Origin of the sequence: Lactobacillus sp. JM1, from assembly GCF_009834385.1 — a bacterium.
Taxonomy (GTDB): domain Bacteria; phylum Bacillota; class Bacilli; order Lactobacillales; family Lactobacillaceae; genus Lactobacillus; species Lactobacillus paragasseri.
The window spans coordinates 719,141-742,658 of record NZ_CP044412.1 but is presented as its reverse complement, the minus strand read 5'-3'; the positions used below and the strand labels follow the sequence as shown (position 1 = coordinate 742,658).

23 protein-coding genes are annotated in these 23,518 nt (G+C 35.1%); 2 read left to right on the top strand and 21 right to left on the bottom strand.

The features are described 5' to 3' along the window. Window positions 1–126: 126 nt before the first annotated feature. The 9 genes from F3I00_RS03795 to F3I00_RS03755 form a co-directional block, all read right to left on the bottom strand. Window positions 127–1,041: an ABC transporter permease gene (locus tag F3I00_RS03795; protein WP_020806935.1), complete on the bottom strand. Its 915-nt coding sequence runs from the start codon at window positions 1,039–1,041 to the stop codon at window positions 127–129. A gap of 16 nt (window positions 1,042–1,057) precedes the next feature. After that, a complete protein-coding gene (gene opp4B, locus F3I00_RS03790; RefSeq protein WP_003649062.1) occupies window positions 1,058–2,020 on the bottom strand; it encodes an oligopeptide ABC transporter permease in 963 nt (320 codons plus the stop codon). Window positions 2,021–2,022: 2 nt separating this feature from the next. After that, a complete protein-coding gene (locus F3I00_RS03785) occupies window positions 2,023–2,991 on the bottom strand; it encodes an ABC transporter ATP-binding protein (protein ID WP_020806936.1) in 969 nt (322 codons plus the stop codon). Between the two features lie 6 nt (window positions 2,992–2,997). Next, window positions 2,998–4,008: an ABC transporter ATP-binding protein gene (locus F3I00_RS03780; protein ID WP_048686738.1), complete on the bottom strand. Its 1,011-nt coding sequence runs from the start codon at window positions 4,006–4,008 to the stop codon at window positions 2,998–3,000. Between the two features lie 157 nt (window positions 4,009–4,165). Then, on the bottom strand, window positions 4,166–4,408 hold the full coding sequence (gene acpP / locus F3I00_RS03775; RefSeq protein WP_003647518.1) for an acyl carrier protein: 243 nt from the start codon (window positions 4,406–4,408) through the stop codon (window positions 4,166–4,168). Window positions 4,409–4,463: 55 nt separating this feature from the next. After that, window positions 4,464–5,465, bottom strand: coding sequence for a phosphate acyltransferase PlsX (gene plsX / locus F3I00_RS03770; protein WP_020806938.1), 1,002 nt, complete (start codon window positions 5,463–5,465; stop codon window positions 4,464–4,466). 11 nt (window positions 5,466–5,476) lie between these two features. After that, entirely contained in the window at window positions 5,477–7,516 is a 2,040-nt protein-coding gene (gene recG, locus F3I00_RS03765) for an ATP-dependent DNA helicase RecG (RefSeq protein ID WP_020806939.1), read from the bottom strand. A gap of 3 nt (window positions 7,517–7,519) precedes the next feature. Next, a complete protein-coding gene (locus tag F3I00_RS03760; protein ID WP_020806940.1) occupies window positions 7,520–9,184 on the bottom strand; it encodes a DAK2 domain-containing protein in 1,665 nt (554 codons plus the stop codon). 21 nt (window positions 9,185–9,205) lie between these two features. After that, entirely contained in the window at window positions 9,206–9,568 is a 363-nt protein-coding gene (locus tag F3I00_RS03755; protein ID WP_003647521.1) for an Asp23/Gls24 family envelope stress response protein, read from the bottom strand. A 171-nt stretch (window positions 9,569–9,739) separates the two neighbouring features. On the opposite strand from F3I00_RS03755, the gene rpmB reads away from it, so the two are divergent. After that, window positions 9,740–9,925 (top strand): 50S ribosomal protein L28, encoded by a 186-nt coding sequence (rpmB, locus tag F3I00_RS03750; protein ID WP_159310985.1) that lies wholly within the window; start codon window positions 9,740–9,742, stop codon window positions 9,923–9,925. A 49-nt stretch (window positions 9,926–9,974) separates the two neighbouring features. Here rpmB and F3I00_RS03745 read toward each other — a convergent pair whose 3' ends face one another. Genes F3I00_RS03745 through gmk form a run of 10 tightly spaced genes read right to left on the bottom strand, consistent with a single transcriptional unit; the run spans window position 9,975 to window position 20,503 of the window. After that, window positions 9,975–10,643 carry a thiamine diphosphokinase gene (locus tag F3I00_RS03745; protein ID WP_020806941.1) on the bottom strand — a complete coding sequence of 223 codons (669 nt, stop codon included), beginning with the start codon at window positions 10,641–10,643 and terminating at the stop codon, window positions 9,975–9,977. Beyond that, a complete protein-coding gene (gene rpe / locus F3I00_RS03740) occupies window positions 10,640–11,290 on the bottom strand; it encodes a ribulose-phosphate 3-epimerase (protein ID WP_020806942.1) in 651 nt (216 codons plus the stop codon). Before rpe ends, F3I00_RS03745 begins: the two co-directional genes overlap by 4 nt. 8 nt (window positions 11,291–11,298) lie before the next feature. Then, the gene (gene rsgA / locus F3I00_RS03735; protein ID WP_159310984.1) at window positions 11,299–12,192 is read right to left on the bottom strand and encodes a ribosome small subunit-dependent GTPase A; all 894 of its coding nucleotides are present in this window, start codon (window positions 12,190–12,192) and stop codon (window positions 11,299–11,301) included. Then, window positions 12,192–14,180 carry a Stk1 family PASTA domain-containing Ser/Thr kinase gene (pknB, locus tag F3I00_RS03730; protein WP_159310983.1) on the bottom strand — a complete coding sequence of 663 codons (1,989 nt, stop codon included), beginning with the start codon at window positions 14,178–14,180 and terminating at the stop codon, window positions 12,192–12,194. Before pknB ends, rsgA begins: the two co-directional genes overlap by 1 nt. A gap of 2 nt (window positions 14,181–14,182) precedes the next feature. Next, complete coding sequence (locus F3I00_RS03725) at window positions 14,183–14,935, bottom strand: Stp1/IreP family PP2C-type Ser/Thr phosphatase (protein ID WP_020806945.1); 753 nt, start codon at window positions 14,933–14,935, stop codon at window positions 14,183–14,185. A gap of 6 nt (window positions 14,936–14,941) precedes the next feature. Beyond that, the gene (rsmB, locus tag F3I00_RS03720) at window positions 14,942–16,258 is read right to left on the bottom strand and encodes a 16S rRNA (cytosine(967)-C(5))-methyltransferase RsmB (protein ID WP_020806946.1); all 1,317 of its coding nucleotides are present in this window, start codon (window positions 16,256–16,258) and stop codon (window positions 14,942–14,944) included. Continuing rightward, the gene (gene fmt / locus F3I00_RS03715) at window positions 16,251–17,195 is read right to left on the bottom strand and encodes a methionyl-tRNA formyltransferase (RefSeq protein ID WP_065169474.1); all 945 of its coding nucleotides are present in this window, start codon (window positions 17,193–17,195) and stop codon (window positions 16,251–16,253) included. The genes rsmB and fmt overlap by 8 nt, the downstream gene beginning before the upstream one ends. Before the next feature lie 20 nt (window positions 17,196–17,215). Continuing rightward, the gene (gene priA / locus F3I00_RS03710; RefSeq protein WP_020806948.1) at window positions 17,216–19,612 is read right to left on the bottom strand and encodes a primosomal protein N'; all 2,397 of its coding nucleotides are present in this window, start codon (window positions 19,610–19,612) and stop codon (window positions 17,216–17,218) included. Window positions 19,613–19,666: 54 nt separating this feature from the next. After that, entirely contained in the window at window positions 19,667–19,885 is a 219-nt protein-coding gene (gene rpoZ, locus F3I00_RS03705; protein WP_003647530.1) for a DNA-directed RNA polymerase subunit omega, read from the bottom strand. Between the two features lie 3 nt (window positions 19,886–19,888). Next, a complete protein-coding gene (gene gmk, locus F3I00_RS03700; protein WP_003649076.1) occupies window positions 19,889–20,503 on the bottom strand; it encodes a guanylate kinase in 615 nt (204 codons plus the stop codon). A gap of 159 nt (window positions 20,504–20,662) precedes the next feature. Between gmk and F3I00_RS03695 the strand changes: the two genes are divergently transcribed. Next, a complete protein-coding gene (locus F3I00_RS03695) occupies window positions 20,663–20,956 on the top strand; it encodes a hypothetical protein (protein ID WP_020806949.1) in 294 nt (97 codons plus the stop codon). Window positions 20,957–21,016: 60 nt separating this feature from the next. Here F3I00_RS03695 and recN read toward each other — a convergent pair whose 3' ends face one another. After that, window positions 21,017–22,696 (bottom strand): DNA repair protein RecN, encoded by a 1,680-nt coding sequence (gene recN, locus F3I00_RS03690; RefSeq protein ID WP_020806950.1) that lies wholly within the window; start codon window positions 22,694–22,696, stop codon window positions 21,017–21,019. Between the two features lie 9 nt (window positions 22,697–22,705). Further along, entirely contained in the window at window positions 22,706–23,518 is an 813-nt protein-coding gene (locus F3I00_RS03685; protein ID WP_003649079.1) for a TlyA family RNA methyltransferase, read from the bottom strand.

Genomic DNA, 23,518 nt, shown 5'->3' with positions numbered 1-23,518 from the left:
AAGTCAAAAATTAAGCTTATGCCCATTATTTAAATAAATAAATTAGTATATTAGCTGTATTTTTAGCTATATATCAAAAAAAGCAACTCAATTATGAGTTGCTTTTTAATGTTAATACAATTAAATTTAATTTTCACGTTGACGAGCGTCTCCAGCTCTTTGAAGAGCACGACCAACGTAGTTAATACTCAATGAGATGATTAACAATAATATTGTTGCTGGCATCCATAACCATGGACGAGTAGTAACGTTAACTGGGTCGTTAGCAAATCCAATTAAAGTACCAAGTGATGGTGTAGTAGTTGGTAGCCCATATCCTAAGAAAGATAAAGTAGTTTCAATACCAATGTTACCAGCGATCATTAATACGACATCAATAACTAAAGCTGAAGTAATGTTTGGCAAAACTTCACGGAAAATAATTGTTAAATTAGATGAACCCGAAGTCTTTGAAGCTAAAACATATTCACGCTCTCTTTGTGAAAGAACAAAGGCACGGAAGTATCGAGCAGTCGATGTCCATCCAAACATAGAAATCAACAATACTAAAGTTCCAGCATTGTAGTTAGGAATAACAGTAGTCAAAACAATGATAATTGGGAACTGTGGCAAAATCTGGATAAAGTCTACGATACGCATAATAACTGCGTCAGTAACTCCACCAAAGTAACCAGAGAATAAACCAACTAAAAGTCCAACACCTTCACAAAGTACAGTAACAGATAGACCAATTAATATAGAGTTACGTCCACCCATCATCAATAACTTCAAGATGTCACGACCACCGTCATCAGTACCGAAGACGTGACCTGATTCACCCCATCCATAATATGCTTCAGCGATATTAATTTCTGTTACTTGACCCTTGTTTAAGAACAATGAGCCGACAAAAGTAAATAGTAAGATAGCAACAATAATACAAAATGAAGCAAATGCTACCTTATCGCGCCAAACCTCGCGAACGATAATCTTAAATCCAGACGGTGGTAGAGAGGTTTTAGCATTTTGATCTTTTTTTGATGTATTTTTATCTTTAGCCATAATTTTCTACTCCTCCCTACTTGATCCGAATTCTTGGGTCAATGATACTCATGATAATATCAGATAATAAGTTACCAATTAAAGTTAACACACCAAATAATAAAATTAGGGCTGTCAAAGTTGTATAGTCACGTTGTCCAATAGAATCTAGGAACAACTTACCCATACCAGGGTAACTAAAGACTGATTCAATAACCATTGAACCTGATAATAAACCAGTAATAGTGTTACCGAAGAAAGCAGCGATTGGTAAAAGTGAGTTTCTCAAAATATGTTTATTAAAGACAACATTTTCTGGAACACCCTTACTACGAGCTGTTCTTACGTAATCTTCAACTTTGTTATCAACAATACCAGTTCTTAAATATTGAACAATTGCTGTAGTAGAAATTAAAGCACAAAGAATTGAAGGTAAAATCAAGTGATAGAACCTACTCCAGAAGTAAGCAAAAGTTCCTGGGTTGACATCTGCACTAACGGACCCAGAAATTGGGAACCAACCTAGTGTAAATCCAAATAGCCAGATACCTAAAATGTAGAAAACAAACGGAGGCACAGCATAAGTAATGTAGTTAAATATTTGTACTCCGTGATCTTGCCATTCATCTTGGTGACGGCCTGCTGTAACACCTAATGGAATTGCGATTAAGTAAGTTAAAACAACAGTCATTAAAGACAACCAGAAAGTATTAACTGCACGATCCCAAATCAAAGAAGTAACTGGAACCTTCTGAATATATGATTGACCTAAATCACCATGGAACATATTTCCCAGCCAACGAGTATATTGCACCCAAACTGGATCATTTAAACCATATTCTTGTCTTAATCTTGCAATTTCCTTAGGGTCTGAATTCGGATTAATCATTCCAGTAAATGGGTCACCAGGCATCATTTTAGCCAAAATAAAGACTAGCAAACTCAAGATAAGTAACTGGGGGATCATAATCAGGATTCTACGTAAAACCGTTTTCCACATACCTATTCTCCCTCCTTCAATTCTTGCCTAATCATTTCTTTAGGTAATGCAACGAAATGACGATCGCCAACTTTTTGAAGTGGCAAGACACGACCATCTTTTTCATACCACTTGTCTTGATCTTGCAAGAATTCTTTTTCTACACGTTGACGCTCTTCCTTATGTTGTTCTCTATGCTCAACGTCAACAACAGGAATTGCTGAAAGTAAACGTTTAGTATAAATATGCATTGGATTCTTATAAATTTGATCACGTTTACCAATTTCAACAAAACGTCCACGGTGCATAATCGCAATGTCTTCTGACATGTGCTTTACAACACCCAGATCGTGTGAAATGAAGAGATAAGCAATATTGTATTCTTGTTGAATATGCTTCATGAAGTTCAAAACCTGAGCTTGCACTGATAAGTCCAAGGCTGATGTCGGTTCATCGGCCACAATAAGCTTTGGGTGAGTAGCAACAGCACGTGCTACACCAATTCTTTGACGTTGCCCACCAGAGAACTCGTGTGGATACTTGTAAATTGCATCACTAGGCATCCCAACGATATCTAAGAGTTCTTGAACTCTCTTTCTTTCTTCATCAGTAGTTAAATTTTCGAAGTTTCTAATTGGCTCAGCAATAATGTCTTCAATACGTTTTCTAGGGTTCAAACTAGACATAGAATCCTGGAAAATCATTTGAACATCTTTGTTATAGTTGAGTCTCTTACGGTTTGAGGCTTTAGTTACATCAACGCCCTTGTATAAAATTTGTCCGCTGGTTACTTTTTCAACTCCGACAATTGCTTTACCAGTTGTTGATTTACCTGAACCTGATTCACCAATTAAGCCGTAAGTTTCTCCTTCTTTGATAGAAAGATTAATTCCATCTACGGCTTTAACATATCCAGTAACTCTATTCCAGAAGCCAGAACGAATTGGATAGTGAACTTTTAAATTTTTTATTTCGATTATTTCATCGGCCATAATTTCCTATCCTTTCTTTTCTTCATCTTGGAAATGGAAGCTTTGCCAGCAAGTACATCTTACAAAATGCCCTGGTTCCACTTCATGAATCTTAGGGTTCTCTTCATGAGCACTGGCTGGGATCCAAGGAATTCTTGCAGCAAATCTGTCACCAGTTCTAGGCATATTAACTAGCGAAGGAACTGTTCCATGAATCACGTGAAGATCTTGGCTTTCATCATCCGTTTGCGGCATTGAATGAAGAAGTGAACGTGTATATGGATGAAGTGGATTTTCAAAAATTGTTTTAACATCAGCTTTTTCAACAATTTGTCCAGCATACATAACTGCCACTTGATCAGCGGTTTCAGCAACAACACCTAAGTCGTGAGTAATCAAAATAATTCCTGAATGTGATTCTTTTTGAATTTCCTTAAGTAAATCCAAAATTTGTGCCTGAATAGTAACATCCAATGCTGTAGTCGGTTCATCAGCAATAATGATTTCTGGTTTACATGCAATTGCGATCGCAATTACGACACGTTGACGCAATCCACCAGATAATTCATGTGGGTACATCTCATACATTTCTTCAGGACGTGGCATACCAACTTGGTTAAAGAGCTCAATTACACGTGCATGACGAGCTTTCTCGCCCATATCAGTATGGTAGTAAAGTGTCTCAGCAACTTGATCTCCAACCTTCATTAATGGATTAAGAGATGCCAATGGATCCTGGAAAATCATTCCAATATTGTTTCCACGAATTTTGTTAAACAATGATTCATTTAAGTTAACTAAGTTTAATTCATTGTACAAGATATCTCCGGTTACTCTCGTATTTTTGTGATCGTACAAACCAATAATACTTGAAGCAATTGTACTTTTACCACAACCAGATTCACCAACAACTGCCAAAATTTCATTTCGTTTCAAGGTCAAGTTAATGTCATCAGCGGCATCATAAAACTTACCGTGCAAACGATATGCGGTATGCAAGTGTTCGATATCTAATAAAAGATCACTTTGCTTTTCCAAAGGCCATTCTCCTCTCAAACCTTACGACATTATTAAAAGTCAATTAGATTTTCAATTTAATGTCATTATTATAAACAAAAGATACTGCTATTTCAATAACTTTTATAAAAGTAAATGAAAAATGACAGTATCTTCTGAAATTTCAATGATTAAAATTTTAATTTTGGTGATTCTTAATATACTCTACTGCTTCACCAACAGTTTGTAATTTTTCTGCGTCATCATCTGGAATTTCTGCTCCAAATGTATCTTCAAGATCCATTACTAACTCAACGAAATCAATTGAATCTGCATCTAAATCATTCTGAAAATTTAAATCTTTAGTGATCTTATCACGATCAATACTAAAACGTTCTGAAATCATATCAGCAATTTTGTTAAAAATTTCCTCTTCGGTCATTTCTTTAACCTCCAAAAAAGTTTAGTTTAATTCTAAGGCATTTTTTTATTAAAGTCTAGCGAGATTCACTAAAGTATTTTTTATATTCACCAACTAAATCCTGACTAAGCATCCTATCAATTTGCAACAAAGTGTAGTAAATTGGTCGAATATTAGATCTTCCGTGTGTTTTAACAACAGGCGCATTAACGCCCAATAAAACTGCACCGCCGTATCTTGCTGTATCAAATCTTTTCTTTAAAGCAGTTAATCCTGGTTTAGCCAGCAAGGCGCCAACTTTAGGGCGTAAACCATTATTTAAGAGCGAATCTTTAAGTAAACGTAGAATCACACTAGCAGTTCCCTCAATAGCTTTAAGAGTAGCATTTCCAGTAAAGCCGTCAGTCACAATTACATCAGCCTTACCTTCCATCAAATCATTTCCTTCAACATTACCAATAAAGTTAAGCTTAGTTTCTTTTAAAAGTTTATAAGCTTCTTGATGAAGTGGATCTCCCTTATCATCTTCTGCACCATTGTTTAGTAAAGCAACAGTAGGATTTTGAATATTTCTAATTTTTTGAGCATAGAAGTTAGCCATTTGAGCCCACTGAACTAAGTATTCAGGCTTACTCTGCGCGTTAGCACCAACGTCAATAATATTAAAGCCTTGTTCACTCTTAGCACTAGGCAGCGTTGGCATTAGGGCTGGACGTTCAACGCCCTTAATTCTGCCAATAATAAAAATTCCGCAAGCAAGCAGTGCTCCAGTATTTCCTAATGAAAATAATGCGTCTGCTTTTCCTGCTTTAACATAGTTAGCAGCAACTACCATCGAGGAGTCTTTTTTACATCTAATCGCTCTTACAGGCTCGTCGCTATCGACAATAACCTCACTCGTAGCAATAACTTCAATTCTTTCTTTTTGCTCATCAGGGATCAATTGATTAATTTTCTCTACGTCCCCAAATAAAATAAATTTTGTATCTTTTAGTTTAGGTTTTACCTTTAAAACAGCATCAATAATAGCCTGAGGGGCATTCTCTCCGCCCATCGCATCAATTGCAATTTTTTTCATACTTACTCCGTTTAATTATTATTTAAATCTTTCTTATATTTTAGCACTTCTAGTAAGAATTTATTTTCTGAGCTAGTCAAATTAGGATCAGCTTTAATTAGGGCACGAGCTTCTTTTTGAGCCGTAACCAAAGTATTATAGTCATTTACCACATCTCCAACCTGAAACTGTGGTAAGCCAGACTGTGCTTTACCAAAAACGTCTCCTTCACCTCGCAGCTTCAGATCTTCTTCTGCTAGTTTAAAACCATTGCTGGTAGAGGTAATTATATTCATCCGCTTTTTACCGATTTCAGTTTTAGGATCACTCACAAAAACGCAGAAACTTTGCGTCTGTCCACGCCCAATTCGTCCGCGCAACTGATGCAACTGACTTAAACCAAAGCGATCAGCGTTAAAAATTACCATCATATTTGCGTTTGGAACATCGACTCCAACTTCAATCACACTAGTTGTAACAAGGATATCAATCTTGCCAGCAGCAAAGCTGTCCATGATTTCATTCTTTTGGTTGCCTTTCATTTGACCATGAAGCAAAACCACATTTTCATTTTTAAAGTAGTGAGCAAGTCTAGCTTGCAGATCTTCAGCGTTTTTTAAATCACTTTTTTCTGATTCGCTAATCAAGGGAGTTACAACATAAATTTGAAAACCTTTATCAAGCTGTGAACGCATTAATTCAAGAACTTCTTTTAACTTGCTTGATGTTGCCCATGAAGAAACCACTGGCTTACGTCCTTTAGGTAAATGACGAATCTCTGAAACAGCCATATCGCCATATACTGTTAAAGCTAAAGTACGTGGAATCGGCGTTGCTGTCATTGCTAAAACGTCTGGAGCAATTCCTTTTTTAATTAATGTATTTCTTTGATTGACACCAAAGCGGTGCTGTTCATCAATAATTACAAGACCGAGATTCTTAAAATGAACATCCTTTTGAATTAAAGCATGTGTTCCAATCACTACATTGATTGTTCCGTCAGCTAATTCGCGATAAATTTCTCTCTTTTCTAATTCCTTGGTATCACCAGTTAATAAGGCGACTCTAACTCCCAAAGGTCTTAATAATTCGTCTACTTTAGTAAAATGCTGCTGAGCCAAAATTTCCGTAGGAACCATCAAGGCTGCCTGAAAACCGGCAGTAATTGCGGCATAAATAGCAAAAACTGCTACAACTGTTTTGCCGCTACCAACATCTCCTTGAAGTAGTCTTCTCATTTGTCTTGGAGAATGAAGATCGGCAAAAATTTCATTAACTACTTTTTTTTGATCATCTGATAGTTCAAAAGGAATCGCTTGAATTAATTCTTTCACGGCAACTAAATCATATCTTTTTTCTACACCAGGCACATCTTCATCCCTTTGAGAAAGAAGCTGAGCTAGTTGCACTTGAAAGAGAAAAAATTCCCTAAAAATAGCACTTCTACGCGCTATTTTGGCTTCATTACCATTTTTAGGATGATGCATTTTTTCTACTAAGGTTTGATCAGAAAGTAGGCGATACTTTTCTCGTAAGACTGCTGGAATTGTTTCCCCAACTTCAGGCAAGACTTCCTCTAGAGCCAGATCAATTAGTTTTTGTAACTTATTTTGCTTCAAATGACGGTTAACAGAATAAATTGGCGCAAAGCCTGAGTCTTTCTTTTCTGCTACTAATTTAAAGCCACTTAGTGATTGTCTAGCCACCTGATATTTACCGTAAACGGCAACTTCCTTACCTGATTCAACCTTATCTTTTAACCAAGGCTGATTAAAAAAATTGACCATGATTATGTCATGATCAATTTTCATTTTAAAGCTGAGTCTTGTTTTTCGATAACCAAATCGGCTAACAAATGGATCTGTTACCACTATTCCCTTTAATAAAACTTTTTGTCCATCTTCGATTTGATCAAGAGGGATTGTCTCTAAGTCATCATATCTAAAAGGAAAATAAAATAGTAAATCATAAATTGTATTGATGCCAAGACCAGCTAAAGCCGTAGCAGTTTTAGCTCCTACGCCTTTTAGCTCAGTTACTGGTTCAAATAACTTACTCTGCTTATTATTCATATTTTATTCCACGGATACCAAGAAGTAGTAAACCGGCTGACCACCATCATGAATTTCAAATTCTAAATCATCGTGGCTTGCTTCAAGTTTTTTAACTACTGCATCAGCTTCTTCTCTAGTAGCATCGCTACCGTACATAATAGTAATAATTTCACTATCTTCATCTAACATCTTTTCAATCATAGATACAGTGGTATCAACTAAATCTGGATTATCAACCTTAATTGTACCGTCAACAATTCCAAGATAATCATCCTTTTTAACTTGGATATCATCGATCTTAGTATCACGAATTGCTTTTGTAACTTCACCAGATTTAACAGTATCTAAATCTTCAGACATTGCTTCAACGTTTTCTTCTACTGAAGCATCAGGATCAAATGAAAGCATAGCGGTTAAACCTTGAGAAATTGTCTTAGTTGGCACAATTCCAACTGGAATATCACTAACTTCAGCAGCTTGTTTAGCTGCCATAATGATATTACCGTTATTTGGCAAAATAATGGCTTTCTTAGCACCTGATTTAGTGATTGCGTCCATAATATCCTTAGTAGATGGATTCATAGTTTGTCCACCAGAAATGATTCTATTTACGCCTTCACTCTTAAAGAGTTCACGAATTCCGTGACCTGAAGCAACTGCAATAACTGCAAAATCAACACTTTCTTCTTGTTCTTCGTTATTTTCTAAGATAGTTTCGTGTTGAATTCGCATATTATCAATCTTAATTTTGCCTAATTGACCAAATTTTTTACCATAAGTAAAGACATCTCCAGGATGCTCCGTATGAACGTGAACTTTAGCAACTTCACCATCAGAAACTGCTAATAATGAATCACCTAAGTTAGAAAGATGCTCCCTGAATTGGTCAAGGTCAAACTTCTCTTTGTTTGGAACATCTGCAGTCAAGTCAACCATTATTTCAGTACAGTAGCCATTCTTAATATCACTCGTTGATAATTGAACTTGCGCAGATTCAGCTTGATGGTGAGCTGCATTAATTAACTCATCCATTTCACCTTCATCAAGTTGATAATCATCATTATCTTTTTCACCAAGTATTCCTTCTAAAAAACCTTGATAAATAAATACGAGTCCTTGACCACCTGAGTCAACTACTCCAACTTGCTTTAAAACTGGCAATAAATCTGGTGTAGTCTTTAAAGCTTTCTTAGCACCGTCAACTACTGCTCTCATTACTTCACTGACATCATCAGTTTCATTAGCCTTGTTCTTACCTTCTTCAGCCGCAACGCGAGCAACAGTTAAGATGGTTCCCTCAACCGGCTTCATAACTGCCTTATAAGCAGTTGAAACACCATTTGCAAAAGCATCTGCTAAGTCTTGTGCAGTTAAGGCCTTTTTACCTTCTGTAGCTTTATAAAAGCCTCTAAAGAGTTGGGAAGTAATAACACCACTGTTACCACGAGCTCCCATTAGCATACCTTTTGATAGACTCTCTGTTAAATCGCCAACAGATTCACTGAGGTTTTCATTAACTGCCTTAGCTCCGCTTTCGATGGTTAAGTTCATATTAGTTCCAGTATCACCATCAGGTACTGGGAAAACATTTAATTTATTTACAAATTCAGCATTTTTGCCCATGCGATGAGTTGCTGCACGAACCATATCTCTGAATTGATCATTATTAATTTCAGTTAAAACCACAATTAGCTCCTCCAGATTGCATTAATCGTCTAAAATCTTTACGCCTTGAACAATGACGTTAACAGATTTTGTTTTAATGCCTAAAAGATTTTCAAGATTGTATTTTACACTATCTTGTACATTGTGACTTACTTCTGAAATTTTTAGACCATAACCCACAATAATATATACATCAACGACTATTTGATTATCATTAGTTTTAATTACTACACCGCGTCGATAATTCTCGCGATTTAAAATAGTGTAAGCTCCATCCCGCAAGGCGTTCTTTGAAGCCATTCCAACTACACCATAGTTAGAAGTTGCTGCGCCACCAACGACAGTAGCGATCACACTATTTGAAATATCAATTAAGCCATACTTTGTTTTAATTTTAACAGCCATCGTATTCCTCCATTAACGAAGAACAATTTTTTCTCAATTTATTTTAACACAGCAAGCTCTTATATCAACAATGTTAGTTTTAAGAAAATGAAAAGACAATATTGCACAAAACTAAAAGCTGTGATAAATTAGATAAGTACTACAACACAAATAAAGGAGGGTTTAGCACAAATGGCAAAAGGCATTATTACTGGCCGCAAGACGGTCTTTGGTAACAAGCGTTCAAAGGCTTTGAACTCCGTGCGGCGTTCATGGAAGCCAAACCTTCAAAAAGTTCGCATCCTTGTTGACGGTAAGCCAAAGCGTGTTTGGGTATCTGCTCGCGCTTTGAAATCCGGTAAGGTTAAACGTGCCTAATTAAGAAGTAAAAAAAATAAAAGGGATCAAGTATAAAACTTGATCCCTTTTATTTTTTATCTCGGCTATTAATTACAATTAAAACACCAAATTTACAAGAAATTTTTACTGCTTGCTGACGCAAATATTCATTTGAAGAATACATAGCTGGCACTTTCAAATCAACTGGGGCTAAATCATATTTAGCATTTTTAATACTAAAATCTTTCACCTCGGTTAAAGCACCAATCCCTAAATATTTGTAGTCAGAATTATAAGAAATTAAGTGTCTTCCTTTGCCAAAAAAGCGCACAATATTCTGTTTATCAACGAACTTAATTTGCTCTTTAAAACTGGCAAAAGGTGTTTTTAATACAGCGTACATATTAACAAAAAAATGATCTAATCTTCCCCCTGTTGCACCATATACAGTCAAATCATCAACCTTATAGTCAATAAATGCTACATAATACAACATTTCTGAATCTGTAAAATCTTTGATAGGATTTGAGTAACGCATATCTTTAACTTTACGTTCAACTAATTGTCTTTCATGATTAGTTAATGAGTCATAATCTCCTAATGCAACATCAGGAACTATTCCTAGTTCTAATAAAAAAAGGCTGCCCCGGTCACTAGCCATAATTAGGGCGCCCTTTTTTTGTGCTAATTTAATTTTATCTGATAAATTTTGTGGCCATTCTTCTTTTGGACCGCCTAATAATGCAATTGCTTTCATTTATCTTCTTTTTTCAACTTCATTACTTGGTCTTCAATACTGCCATTTTTAAAAATATACGATCCAGCAACAAAAATCTTAGCTCCAGCATCGCGAGTTAATTTTAAAGTTTCACGATCTATTCCGCCATCTACCTCAATCGGCAAATCCAGATTTTCATTTTTAATCATATCTTGAAGTTCAGTCAAACGATCAACCGATACTTCTTCGAATTTTTGACCACCAAAACCTGGTTTGACAGTCATTAATAGCACTTGATCTAATTTATTTAAAAAAGGCTTTAATTTATTAATCGGCGTCGAAGGATTAATTGCCATTCCGCAACGAACATTATGGTCTTTCAAATAATTTAACCAGTAATCTGGCTTATCTGTAGCTTCATAATGAAATTCTAAAATATCACACCCAGCTTCAACAAAAAGTGGCAAAGTAGTATCCAAATTATTACTCATTAAATGAATTTCCGCCTTAGTAAAAGGAAATGAGCGTTTAAAATCTTTTACCAATTCTGGTCCATAGGATAAATTAGGAACAAAATGGCCATCCATTATATCAATATGAAACCTTTCAATGCCACTCTCAATGGCTGCTTTAATATCACGGCTTAAATGCATGTTATCTGCATTCAAGATTGATGGTGCTATCATTTCTTCACCTATTTCTTTAAATACTCAGGCATTCTGTTTTCAGAAATTTCCTGTCTAATCTTTAAATAAGAATCATAGCGGCTTTTAGCTATTTTTCCCTCTTCAATTAGTTTCTTAACCTCACAACCAGGCTCTTTTATATGCTGGCATCGTCTAAACTTGCACTTAACGCTTGCATCTTTTAAATCATAAAAATAATTTCCAAGCTCATCAACTTTAATTTTAAATAAGTCAATTGCTGAAAAACCTGGAGTGTCTGCAATAAAACCAGATGCATATTTAAAAAGCTTAACTTGTCTTGTTGTATGCTTACCACGATTTAAAGCTGTTGAAATTGCACCTGTCGCTTGATTTGCTTCTCCTTCCAGCTTATTTAGCAAAGTTGACTTTCCCGCTCCAGATTGACCTGCTAAAGTCCAGATTTGATCTTTCTGAATCATAGTAGGCAATTGCCGTTCTAATTCTTCCGCATCTTCAAAAACAGAATAACCAATTTTTTGATAATAATCTAACTTACATTTAATTGCTTTTAATTTTTCATTAGGCGTAATATCAGATTTTGATAAATAAATAACTACTCCCACATTTTTCCAAGCAAAAAAGGTCAGATATCTATCTAGCAATTCAAGTGAAAAATCCGGTTCAACCGCTGAAATGACTAATAATACTCTTGATACATTGGCTACTGCAGGACGTCCAATTTCATTAGTTCGAGGTAATATTTCTATCAAGTAATTCATCCCTTGATCGTCTAATTGAACAACTACTCTATCACCTACTAATGGCTTTTGCTTACGATCTCTAAAAACTCCACGTGCTCTAGTTCTAACTACCTTGTTCTCAATTTCAACGTCGTAATAACCGGAAATAGCGCTAACGATAGTCCCTTGTGCTTTATTCATTATTTATTAACGTCCTCATCTAAAATAGTATTGCCATTTCTTAATATCTTTATATGGCCATTTTTCTTAGTTAATTTAAAAGGAACAGTAAAACTTTGCTCATAAGTAATATTCATATCACGATAAATATTATTAATCGAATGATCATCATCCGAAACATAAACCTGAATATGATCAGGTGTCTTTTGTGAATTACTTTGACTAGAATCTGCTGGATAATTTATTGTATATGACTTAGTAACCGTGGTAGTCGTAGTAGAGCTGTTTGAACTACTATTTGCATCTGTCTTTTTAGACTTAGCTACTATAACAGTTAAGGTAGAACCTGAACTTACGTCAGTACCCGATTCTGGCGATTGACGCAAGACAGTTCCATCATTCTTATCATCTGAATCTTCTTCTTCAACTTTAAGTGTTAAATGATTCTCACGAGCATAATCTTGAGCGCCCTTTAAAGAATAGCCTACAATATCCCTTAATTTTATTGTATGTCTTCTAGATCGGGTACTACTCGCCGAAGAAGGTCCTTTAGAAACTAATAAAGTTACAGTTGCCTTATCAGGATTAATTTGCTGGCCAGGCTCAACATCTTGAGCATTAACCTGATTCTCAGGGTTGCTAGAATATTCTTCAGTTTTAGCAACCGAAAAGCCTAATTTAACTAACTGTTTCTTAGCAACAGTATATGATTCACCAATCACATTAGGCATTTCGACAAGATGAGGCCCTTTAGAAATAATCAGATTTACCTTTTGTCCATCTTTTATTTGCGAACCAATTGGAGGCTTAGTTCTGATTACCTTTCCTTTAGGTACAGTATCAGAGTACTCATAACTAATTTTTCCAAGTTCTAAACCAGAAGAATTCAAAGAATTTTTAGCTTCTGTCTGCGTCATTTTATTAAGATTAGGAATATCTACCATATCTTTTCTACCAAGAGCAAAAAAGAGAATTACCATAATCACGCAAAATGCAATTAAAGCACCTATCCACCACCACTTATGGCCTTTTAGGTTATCTAGGAAATTCTTTTTTTCTTCTTTTGGCTCTGACTTTTCCTGTGTTTCATGATCTTTATTATGAACGCTTCCTTCTAGCGGAGGAATAACGATAGTTTCATCTGCTGCGGGATCATGTTGGGGCTTATAGACAGGTTCATCCTTACGCTTTGGATCCAAACAAGTATCTAAATCTTTTTTCATATCTAAAACAGACTTATATCGATCTCTCGGATCTTTAGCGGTAGCTTTAAAGACAACATTTTCTAGTGCTTGGGGAATTGACGGATTTTTAGCTCTTAAAGACGGCGTTTTTTCTTGAAAATGTTTCAAGGCAACTGCAACCGCATTTTCTCCCGTAAAAGGAACCGTTCCAGTCAATAATTTATATAAAATGATCCCCAAAGAATAAATATCTGATTGCTTTGTAGCCATACTGCCACGTGCTTGTTCAGGAGACATATAATGTACTGATCCCATAGCAGTATTAGTTTGCGTCACGGTACTTTGATTTAGTGCAATCGCAATACCAAAATCAACAATCTTAATATTACCCTTTTTATCCATTAAAATATTTTGTGGTTTTAGATCGCGATGGATCACATTGTGTTTATGTGCTAAAGCTACAGCACTCAAAATTTGATCCATGATATCAATCACTTTAGGCAAAGGAATTGGATTATTGCGTTGAATGTATTCCTCTAAATCGGGTCCATCAACATAATCCATTACCAAATAATGGCAATCTCCTTCCGTTCCTACATCAAGAATAGAAACAATATGAGGATGACTTAATTCACTAGTTGAAAGTGCTTCTCTTTGAAAGCGTTGAATAGTTTGAGGATCTTTTTGCAAATTAAGCCGTAATACTTTAACAGCAACTTTTCTTTGCAAAATGATATCCTCAGCTAAATAAACATTAGCCATTCCACCTTCGCCTAGAACAGAAATGATTTTATAGCGACCACCAAGTAAATGGCCCTTTTCCATCGCTATTTGTCACCATCCTTTTCTACATAGGCAAGTAAACAAACAGTAATATTATCTCCGCCACCTAAACGATTTGCTTCATTAATCAATTTATTGCAACGTTCTTTTAAATTTAAGTTCTTAGTGGCGAGAATTTGTTGAATCTGGGGATCTGTTAAAGAGTTTGTTAGGCCATCTGTACAAAGAAGAAAAATATCACCTGCATGTACTTCAAGTACATCAAATTCTGGATTCACAGTACTTGAAACACCTAATGTTTCAGTAATGATATTTTTTTGAGGATGATTTCTAGCTTGTTGCTCAGTTATTTGTCCCATCTTAACTAATTCATGTACTAAGGAATGATCCTCAGTGATTTGCTTAAACTCATTTCCGCCATACAAATAGCAGCGTGAATCCCCTAAATGAGCAATTAAGATTTTTTCGGTAAAAGCAATTGCCAAAACAACTGTAGTACCCATCCCATTTAAATCAGCAAAACGGTCTGCTGTATTTAAAATAGTTTCATTTTCTAATCGCAATTGTACAGTTAGCCATTTTTGAGCTAAATCAGGATCAGTAAAATCTGTCTTTTCAAAATTGTGACCTAAATGGCTAACGGCCATTGTTGAAGCAACATCGCCGCCCTGATGGCCACCCATTCCGTCACAAACGATCCCCATAATGATATTATTTTGATTTTTAAATACTTTTACGAAGTCCTGATTAGTCTCTCGGACTCTACCAATGCTTGAAGCAAACGCTGTTTTAATCAAAATTATTTACCCTCGTTTTTTTAATTTTGCAATAAAAAATCCATCACTGCCATCTACACTAGGAAAAATTCTTACCATGTTCTGTTTTGGAAGCTTTCCTACCTGAACTGGAACTAAATCAAATTCAGGGTGCAGTTTCAAAAATTGATTAACTACTCCCTCATCTTCTTCGAGGCTAATCGTGCAAGTTGAATAAACCAACTCTCCACTTGGAGCTAAAAGCCCACTAATATTTTCTAAGATAGACAGCTGAATTCTAGCTAAATTTTTAATATCATCTAGTGACTTTTCATATCTAATCTCTGGCTTACGTCTTATTAAACCGAGACCAGAACATGGAGCATCTACTAAGATTTTATCAAATTGTCCTGCAGTAAAATATTCTTGAGCTTTTCTGGCATCCAAAGCCTTTGTTTTTACTTTATCACTAACATGAAGTCTTTTGGCAGCATTTTTGACAAGCCTTAGTTTATTTTCATGAATATCTAAAGCAATTACGCTACCATTTGTTAATTTTTCTGCAATTTGAACAGTCTTTCCTCCAGGGGCACTACATGCATCTAAAACCTGTTCATTCCCAGTAAAATTAAAAGCATCTACAGCAAGTGAAGCTGCCGCATCTTGAATAGTAATTTTTCCGTCCTTAAACAAGCTGGTTTGTGCTACTCCGCCTTTACTTAGGTTCAAATTATGCCCTGTTAAACAAGATTCTTTAAAATCAAAACCGTCTTTTCTCAATGCGGTTTTAATTTCTTCGAACTTTCCTTTCACTGCAGCCATTCTGATTGAGTTAGCTGCTGGTTGATTACTTCGCACCAAAATTTCTTTAGTCTGATCTTCACCAAAATGATCCAATAAATATTCTACCAACCACTTAGGAAAGCTTTCTTTGATACTCAAATAATCAACTAAATTATCAGACGATGGTAAAACTTTTCCTTGGCGCTCTAAAGCACGTAAAATTCCATTAACTAGTTTATAGCTACCACTATTTTTCTTACTAAATTTTTTAGCTAATTTATTTGCTTCATCAAAGATTGCATTTGCTGGTACTTTTTCTAGGAAAAAATATTGGTATGCAGACATTAAAAGTAATGGCATTAAAAATTTATCGCGTAATTTGGTCTTAATCAGCGGTTTTAATTGATATTCTAAAAATATTTTATATTGAATAGTTCCATAAACAATTCTTGTTGCTAAAGCCTTATCAGCTGGCTTTAACTCATATTTTACTAGTTCATTATTTAAAGCAATATTAGAATAGCTCTTTTGATTAAAAACCTTAATCAAAGTTTCTAAAGCAACTGTTCTCGCATTACTCATCAATTATCTTTTCTCCACTTGTAAAATGACTGCCTTGACCGTTTAAGTAGTCCTTAATATTCATTTTTTTCTTACCAGTTGGTTGAACTTCAAGTAGTTCTAATTCACTTCCATTAGCCATGCTAATTACAAATTTCTTTTTATTAGTAACTAAAGTTCCAGCAGTAAAACTTGTTTTCTCAGCTAAAGGTTTTGCCTTCCAAATCTTAAATCTCTTGCCATCAAGCATTAAGTATGCGCCTGGATCAGGATTAAGGGCGCGAATCAAATTATTAGCTTGCTCAGCCGTCATTGATAATTTAATTTGCTCTTGTTCTTTAGAAATATTTGGTGAAAAAACTACCTTAGCTTCATTTTGAGGAGTCCGTGTAATTGTTCCATCAATAAATTTCGGCAGGGTTTCTAGCAGTAAATCTCTACCTAAAATACTTAACTTATCAAATAAAGTACCACTGGTATCGTCAGCTTCAATTGGTAAAGCTTTTTGAGAGAAAATATCTCCTGCATCCATTTTCTTAACCATTTCCATTATGGTAATTCCGGTTTCCTTATCTCCATTTAAAACGGAGTACTGAATCGGTGCACCACCACGATATTTTGGCAAGAGTGAACCATGGACATTAACCGGTGCAATCTTAGCAGACTTCAAAAATTTAGTTGGTAAAAATTGTCCATAAGCTGCAGTTACAATAAAGTCTGGTTCAATCTTCATTAATTCTGCAAGCTCATCTGATCCAGATAACTTAGCTGGCTGATAAACAGGAAGATTATGTTTTAGCGCAGTTTGCTTAACAGCAGATTGATGAACTACTTGCTTACGTCCTACTCGTTTATCAGGCTGAGTAACTACAGCCTTAACATCATATCCTTGATCAATTAAACCTTGCAAAACAACACTACCAAAATTTGGCGTTCCTAAAAAAATAACTGATGACATAGATTCAACTTCCTTCTTAACTACATTATTCTTTCTGGCTCATTATCAATATATATATTTAAACCACGTTTTTGCGCTAATTGTGCATCATCCTGAATTTGATGAAGCAAATCATGCAATTTAGGCTCATATTTATATTTTACCAAGATTTGGTAATAATATTGATTTTTAATTTTTGCTACGCTGCTTGGAGTCGGTCCCAGAATAATTGTTGGGGCATGTAGATGCCGCATCAACTTTCTTTTAATCACAAATGCTTCTTTAGCAGCCGATTGCTCATTTTTTGATGTAGTCGTAATTAGTGTGGTATAGAAGAAAGGCGGATAGTTGCCTTGAAATCTAACCTGCATTTCTTTTTGGTAAAAACTCTCATAATCCTGACTTTGTGCTAATTTTATCGCATAATTATCAGGATTATAAGTTTGAATCATTACCCTGCCAGTTTTTTCTGCTCTTCCAGCTCTTCCTGATACTTGCGTTAGCAGATCAAAAGTTTTTTCTGCAGAATTAAAATCTGGCAGTGAGAGGGCAGTATCAGCATTAATTACACCAACTAAAGTTACATTTGGAAAATCCAATCCCTTTGCGATCATCTGCGTCCCTAATAAAATATCAGCTTTATGATCGCCAAAACTATCTAAGATTTTTTTATAACTTCCCTTACGTCTAGTCGTATCAACATCCATTCTTAAAATTTTTGCTTCGGGTAGTAATTTTTCAAGTTCTTCTTGTACTTTTTGTGTTCCAGTACCTAAAAATCTTATTTTTTCACCTTGACACTTTGGACATTTTCTTGGAATCGGTTCTTTATGCCCGCAATAATGACACTGCATCTGTTGGGTATCTTTATGAAGCGTTAATGAAATGTCACAGTTTGGGCATTTTAGGACAAAGCCACAATTGCGACAAAGCATAAAACTAGCGAAACCTCGACGATTAAGAAGTAAAATTACCTGTTCTTTTTTAGCTATTTTTTCTTTGATTGCATCCACTAAAGGAATCGATAAATCAAACTGAGCTCCAGCAAATTCGACTGTTTTTAAATCAATTAAATCAACTTTAGGCAAAGATTTTTGATTAGCGCGTTTAGTTAAAAGCAATAATTCATATCTTCCTTTTTGAGCTCTTGCACGACTTGCCAAAGAAGGCGTAGCACTCCCTAAAACAACTGGACATTTATGAAATTTACTTCTCAATAAAGCAACATCTCTGGCATGATAACGAGGAGTATCATTTTGTTTATAGGAAGATTCATGTTCTTCATCAATTACTATTAAGCCAATATTTTTTAAAGGAGCAAAAATCGCGCTTCTTGCTCCGACTACAACTTGAGCTTCTCCGCGACGAATTCTGCGCCACTCATCATATTTTTCTCCTTCAGATAAGCCACTATGCAAAACTGCAACATTATCTCCAAAACGTTCTTTTACTTGCTTAACCATTTGCGGTGTCAAAGAAATTTCTGGAACTAACATTAAAGCATTTCTTTTCTGCTCAAGTGCGATACTAATTGCATGAAGGTATACTTCTGTCTTACCACTACCAGTAATTCCTTCAAGAAGAAAAGTTTTCGCTTCTTTTTTTTGAATACTTTTTCCAATTGAATTTAAAGCATGAGTTTGTTCTGAATTTAACTTAATTTGATTTTTCTGTTTCCTAGACTCAAAGTCTTTTAACGGATCACGATATATTTCTTGCTCTTTTTTTACAAGCCAGCCTTTTTTTACAGCAGTTCTTAGAACAGAACTTGACACATCCAGTTCAGACACTATTTTTGAACCTAATTTTGGATATTCATGATATTTTTTTACGATATTATCCAATAAAGCTTGCTGATTTTTAGCGGTTTTTCTTAATCCTTTTAAAATCTCTTGGTATTTAACTTTAGTTTTCGTTAAAAGATAGATTGCAGCCTGTTTTTTCTTGGCTTTGTTTTCAACTAGGTATTCAATCTTAGCCTGATTATTTTTAATTAACTTTCTAATTTCTACAATAGTATTAAGATTTGAAACTTCATTTAAATCAAGTGGCTCACCTTTAAAAATTTTAAGCTTTTTTGCTTCTTCAGTAATTGGAACTAAAATTTTTCGATAATTTGCCCTCATTACCCTTGGCAACATCGACTGCAAGATTGTAATTCGGTAGGCAAAAATTTTATCGGCTAAAGTTTTAGACAAAGCAACTAATTCTGGAGTAAGAGGTGGCAATTCATCAACAACAACAAGTAAATCTTTCAATTTTCCTGAATAAGAAGTTGTTTTACTGATACCAACAACAAAGCCTTGTACTTTTCGCCTCCCAAAGGGAACGACCACTCTCGAGCCAACAGCCACATCAGTTAGTTCTCGAGGAATATGATATTCAAATACGCGATCAGTTTGCTTAGCAGCCACATCTACAATAACTTGTGCAATCATCTAACTTATCACCTACTAAAAAACCTTCATTGCTTAACAATGAAGGAAAAAATTCTAGCCAATATCTTCACGATGCTCAGGATCAATTGTAACTTTACCAGCAGCAATTTCTTCAAGCGCCTTGCCAACTGCTTTGTCAGACTTATAATGCTTTAAAGCTAACGGTGCTCCGGCTTGAATTTCGTGAGCTCTTTTAGCAGCTAAAACTGAAAGAGAATAACGAGAATTTACTCGTGACAGCAATTTATCAATAGATGGATATGTAATTTTCATCTGTTAATCCTCCTTAACCATATTTCTATAATCATTAATTACTCGCGGTACACGCACGTGTTCTGCTTCAACAATAGATTTAATATGATCAACTGCATTAGCCACAGTATCATTAACTACAGCATAATCATAGTCTTCCATCATTAAGATCTCTTTACGTGCCTGCTTCATTCTCATTGCAATTACCTTATCAGAATCGGTTCCGCGGTTAACAATTCGATGCTTTAATTCGTGCAAATCTGGTGGTGTTAAAAAGATAAAAACACCATCGGGCATCAACTTACGCACTTGTTTTGCTCCATTAACATCAATTTCGAGTAAAACATCTTTGCCTTCTTTAAGCATCTTTTGAACAGGTGCAAGAGGAGTGCCATAGTGATTACCTACATATTCATTATATTCCAAAAGTTCGTTATCTCTAATCGCCTCTTGAAAACGATCTTCCGAAACAAAATAGTAATCCTTGCCATCAACTTCACCTGGACGAGGCTTACGAGTCGTCATTGAAACAGAATATTCAAATGAAAAAGCTTTTTGCTTAACCATTGCACTTTTAACGGTCCCCTTACCAACACCTGAAGGACCAGATAGAACTAATAATAAACCTTGATGTGCCATTTTTGCTCCTAAAAATTATAGTAACAAGAATATATTGCACTAAAAAGCGAACAATTTCAAGAGTTTCGCAAAGAGATATAAATTCTGCTTGCAATTAAAAACATTTGTTCGTATAATACATAGTGCAAACACAAGTTCGGGATATACGAGGAATGAGATATGAATTTATTGAAATCACTTAATAATTATAGCAAAAAAATATATAATTACTTATTTACCTATAATATTAATAAGCTTACTACTTTTGCACAAGATCCAGGTAAAATTATTAGAATTTTAGAGCATGCGCTCTTTCATAAAGAATACATCTTACTCACCTACCAAAATGGAAAAACGGAAATTGGACAGCTAATTAAACGAACATCAGCTGGACGTTTTGTACTAGATAGTTATGATAATAATATAATTAGAATTATTGACTTAAATGATATCTTTAATGTTGAAACAGCATAAAAATAAAGGACTTCTTAAAGTGATGCAATTTTTAATCATCATTACAAGAAGTCCTTTATTTTATTTTTTAAAGCTTTCCATCAAATCAGCAGCATTTCTTTTAGCAGCATCGGTTACATCAGAGCCTGCCATCATTTGAGCAATTGCCGTAATTGCTTCTTCTTGAGTAAGAGGTCCAACTTGAGTATAGGTAGCTCCATCTTTAACTTGTTTTACAACAGAATATCGTTGATCACCAGCAGCAGCAACTTGCGGTGAGTGAGTTATCGTAATAACTTGTTTTTCTTGACCAATTGCATGCATTTTTTTACCAATAGCTGCTGAAACACGTCCAGAAACACCAGTATCAATTTCGTCAAAAATCATCGTTCCAACTGGTTCTACGCGACTAAAGATTGCTTTTAAAGCTAAAATTAAGCGTGACTGCTCCCCGCCAGATACTATCTTGACTAAAGGCATCAAGGACTCACCAGGGTTTGGCGCAATCATAAAAATCACTTGATCTGTTCCTAATTTTGTAAAAGAATCAGTCTCATTAATTCGAATAGAAAAACGAGCTTTTTCCATATAAAGATCAGCTAATTCTTTTTTTATCTTTTCCTCCAGCTCACGAGCAGTTTGTTCTCTTTGCTTATGTAGTCTTTTTGCCTTCCTGCTGAGTTTATTTTCAACATCAGCTAATTGTTTTTGAATTTTTTCTTCGTCCAAATCTCCAGTTTCAAATTTACCAAGTTCGTTCTTAACCTTCTGGGCAAATTTAAAAACATCTTCTAGAGTTGGTCCATATTTTTTCTTAAGAGTATTTAGAGTATCTAAGCGGCTAGAAACATATTGATAGCGCTCTTCATCAAAATCCATCTGATCCATTAGAGAAGACAATTCACTACGAGCGTCATTTAACGAATAAACGCCATCATTAAAACTAGTAGCAAAATTTTCAAATTTTTTACCATAATTGCTTAAATCTTCTGCTGCATTTTGTGCATCCCCAAGTAAAGTAGCTAGACCATGCTCGTCATCGTCATATAATTGCATAAAATAATTGGCTGTATCAGCAATTTTTTGATAATTATTTAATTCATTAAATTCTTCTTCTAACTTTTCGTCCTCATCTGGATCAGTTAAATCAGCACTCTCAAGTTCATTATTTTGAAATTCTAAAATATCTTGCTTCTGAGCAATTTCTTGCGCATCTTCTCTTAATTTACGCAATTGTGAAGTAAGATGACGCCATCTTTCAAAATCAGCCGCATAATCTTCTAATTCATCCTTAAACTTAGGTTTGGCATAATTATCAATTAAGTCAATTTGCCGATCTGGATCCATTAAAATTTGTTGATCATTTTGGCCATGAATATCAACCAGATTTCTACCGATTTCTCGTAGTACATTAATTGTTGTTAGCTGACCATTAATTCTAACTACATTTCTACCCTTATGCGTTAACTCTCGACTAATTATTAATTGATCATCTTCAAATGGAAGACCATATTTTTCACATAATTTCTCAATTAACTCTTTTTGCTCGCTCAGCACAAATAAGCCCGTGATGACTGCTTTTTTTTCACCAGAGCGAATCATTTCATTTTGTGCTCGACTTCCTAGTAAAAGAGAAACTGCATCAATAATAATTGACTTTCCTGCACCTGTTTCTCCAATTAAAACAGTCATTTTTTCTTGAAAACGAACTTTAAGCGTCTTAATAATCGCAAAGTTTTTAATATCTAATTCAACTAACATTTTTTTCACCTAAAGGCCACTAACTGCACGTTGAACCACATCAGCTGGATTTCCTTGCCACAAATCTTGTCCAGGATTTGCTAAATCTTTACCTAAATGGATCAAAAACTCAATATTTCCCTTGCCACCCTTAATTGGTGAATAATCTACTCCAAGAATATTAAATCCAATCTTTTGAGCCATTTGCATTGTATGCTTAATGACATTAGCATGAACATCATGATCATGAACAATTCCATGTTTGCCAACATTTTCAGGACCAGCTTCAAATTGGGGTTTAATTAAGCAAACAGCATCACACTGATCTTTTAAAATTTCATACATTGGCGGCATGATTAAATCTAACGATATAAATGACACATCTGTCATTGCAAAATCAGGAAGCCCATCAGTAAAATCAGCAGGCTTACTATAGCGGAAATTTTGTTTTTCCATAACTATAACTTGCGGGTTGTCGCGTAATTTCCAAGCAAGTTGATTATAACCAACATCAAGGGCATAAACTAACTTAGCACCATTTTGCAAGGCAACATCAGTAAATCCACCCGTTGAAGCACCAATATCAAGACAAATCTTATCTTTCAAGTTAATATTAAATACTTGCAACGCCTTTTCTAATTTAAATCCGCCACGAGAAACATATTTTTTGCCATCATCTTTAATATGAAAAATCTCACCTTCAGGAAATTTTTCACCACTTTTGTCAATTCTTTGATGATTATGGTCATTAACTAAGCCCGCCATAATAGCTCGTTGCGCTTGACTGCGAGAATTAAAAAGGCCTTGTTCAAATAATAAAACATCTGCACGCTTTTTAGCCAT

Coding starts and splice junctions, on each gene's coding strand:
- acpP (WP_003647518.1), bottom strand. CDS start 4,408: ATGACCGAAGAGGAAATTTTTAACAAAATTGCTGATATGATTTCAGAA.
- F3I00_RS03785 (WP_020806936.1), bottom strand. CDS start 2,991: ATGGCCGATGAAATAATCGAAATAAAAAATTTAAAAGTTCACTATCCA.
- rpmB (WP_159310985.1), top strand. CDS start 9,740: ATGGCAAAAGGCATTATTACTGGCCGCAAGACGGTCTTTGGTAACAAG.
- rsmB (WP_020806946.1), bottom strand. CDS start 16,258: ATGAGTAATGCGAGAACAGTTGCTTTAGAAACTTTGATTAAGGTTTTT.
- F3I00_RS03695 (WP_020806949.1), top strand. CDS start 20,663: ATGAATTTATTGAAATCACTTAATAATTATAGCAAAAAAATATATAAT.
- F3I00_RS03685 (WP_003649079.1), bottom strand. CDS start 23,518: ATGGCTAAAAAGCGTGCAGATGTTTTATTATTTGAACAAGGCCTTTTT.
- F3I00_RS03795 (WP_020806935.1), bottom strand. CDS start 1,041: ATGGCTAAAGATAAAAATACATCAAAAAAAGATCAAAATGCTAAAACC.
- opp4B (WP_003649062.1), bottom strand. CDS start 2,020: ATGTGGAAAACGGTTTTACGTAGAATCCTGATTATGATCCCCCAGTTA.
- recG (WP_020806939.1), bottom strand. CDS start 7,516: ATGAATAATAAGCAGAGTAAGTTATTTGAACCAGTAACTGAGCTAAAA.
- rsgA (WP_159310984.1), bottom strand. CDS start 12,192: ATGAATAAAGCACAAGGGACTATCGTTAGCGCTATTTCCGGTTATTAC.
- gmk (WP_003649076.1), bottom strand. CDS start 20,503: ATGGCACATCAAGGTTTATTATTAGTTCTATCTGGTCCTTCAGGTGTT.
- F3I00_RS03755 (WP_003647521.1), bottom strand. CDS start 9,568: ATGGCTGTTAAAATTAAAACAAAGTATGGCTTAATTGATATTTCAAAT.
- F3I00_RS03745 (WP_020806941.1), bottom strand. CDS start 10,643: ATGAAAGCAATTGCATTATTAGGCGGTCCAAAAGAAGAATGGCCACAA.
- plsX (WP_020806938.1), bottom strand. CDS start 5,465: ATGAAAAAAATTGCAATTGATGCGATGGGCGGAGAGAATGCCCCTCAG.
- recN (WP_020806950.1), bottom strand. CDS start 22,696: ATGTTAGTTGAATTAGATATTAAAAACTTTGCGATTATTAAGACGCTT.
- rpoZ (WP_003647530.1), bottom strand. CDS start 19,885: ATGAAAATTACATATCCATCTATTGATAAATTGCTGTCACGAGTAAAT.
- fmt (WP_065169474.1), bottom strand. CDS start 17,195: ATGTCATCAGTTATTTTTTTAGGAACGCCAAATTTTGGTAGTGTTGTT.
- priA (WP_020806948.1), bottom strand. CDS start 19,612: ATGATTGCACAAGTTATTGTAGATGTGGCTGCTAAGCAAACTGATCGC.
- rpe (WP_020806942.1), bottom strand. CDS start 11,290: ATGATAGCACCATCAATCTTGAATGCAGATAACATGCATTTAAGCCGT.
- pknB (WP_159310983.1), bottom strand. CDS start 14,180: ATGGAAAAGGGCCATTTACTTGGTGGTCGCTATAAAATCATTTCTGTT.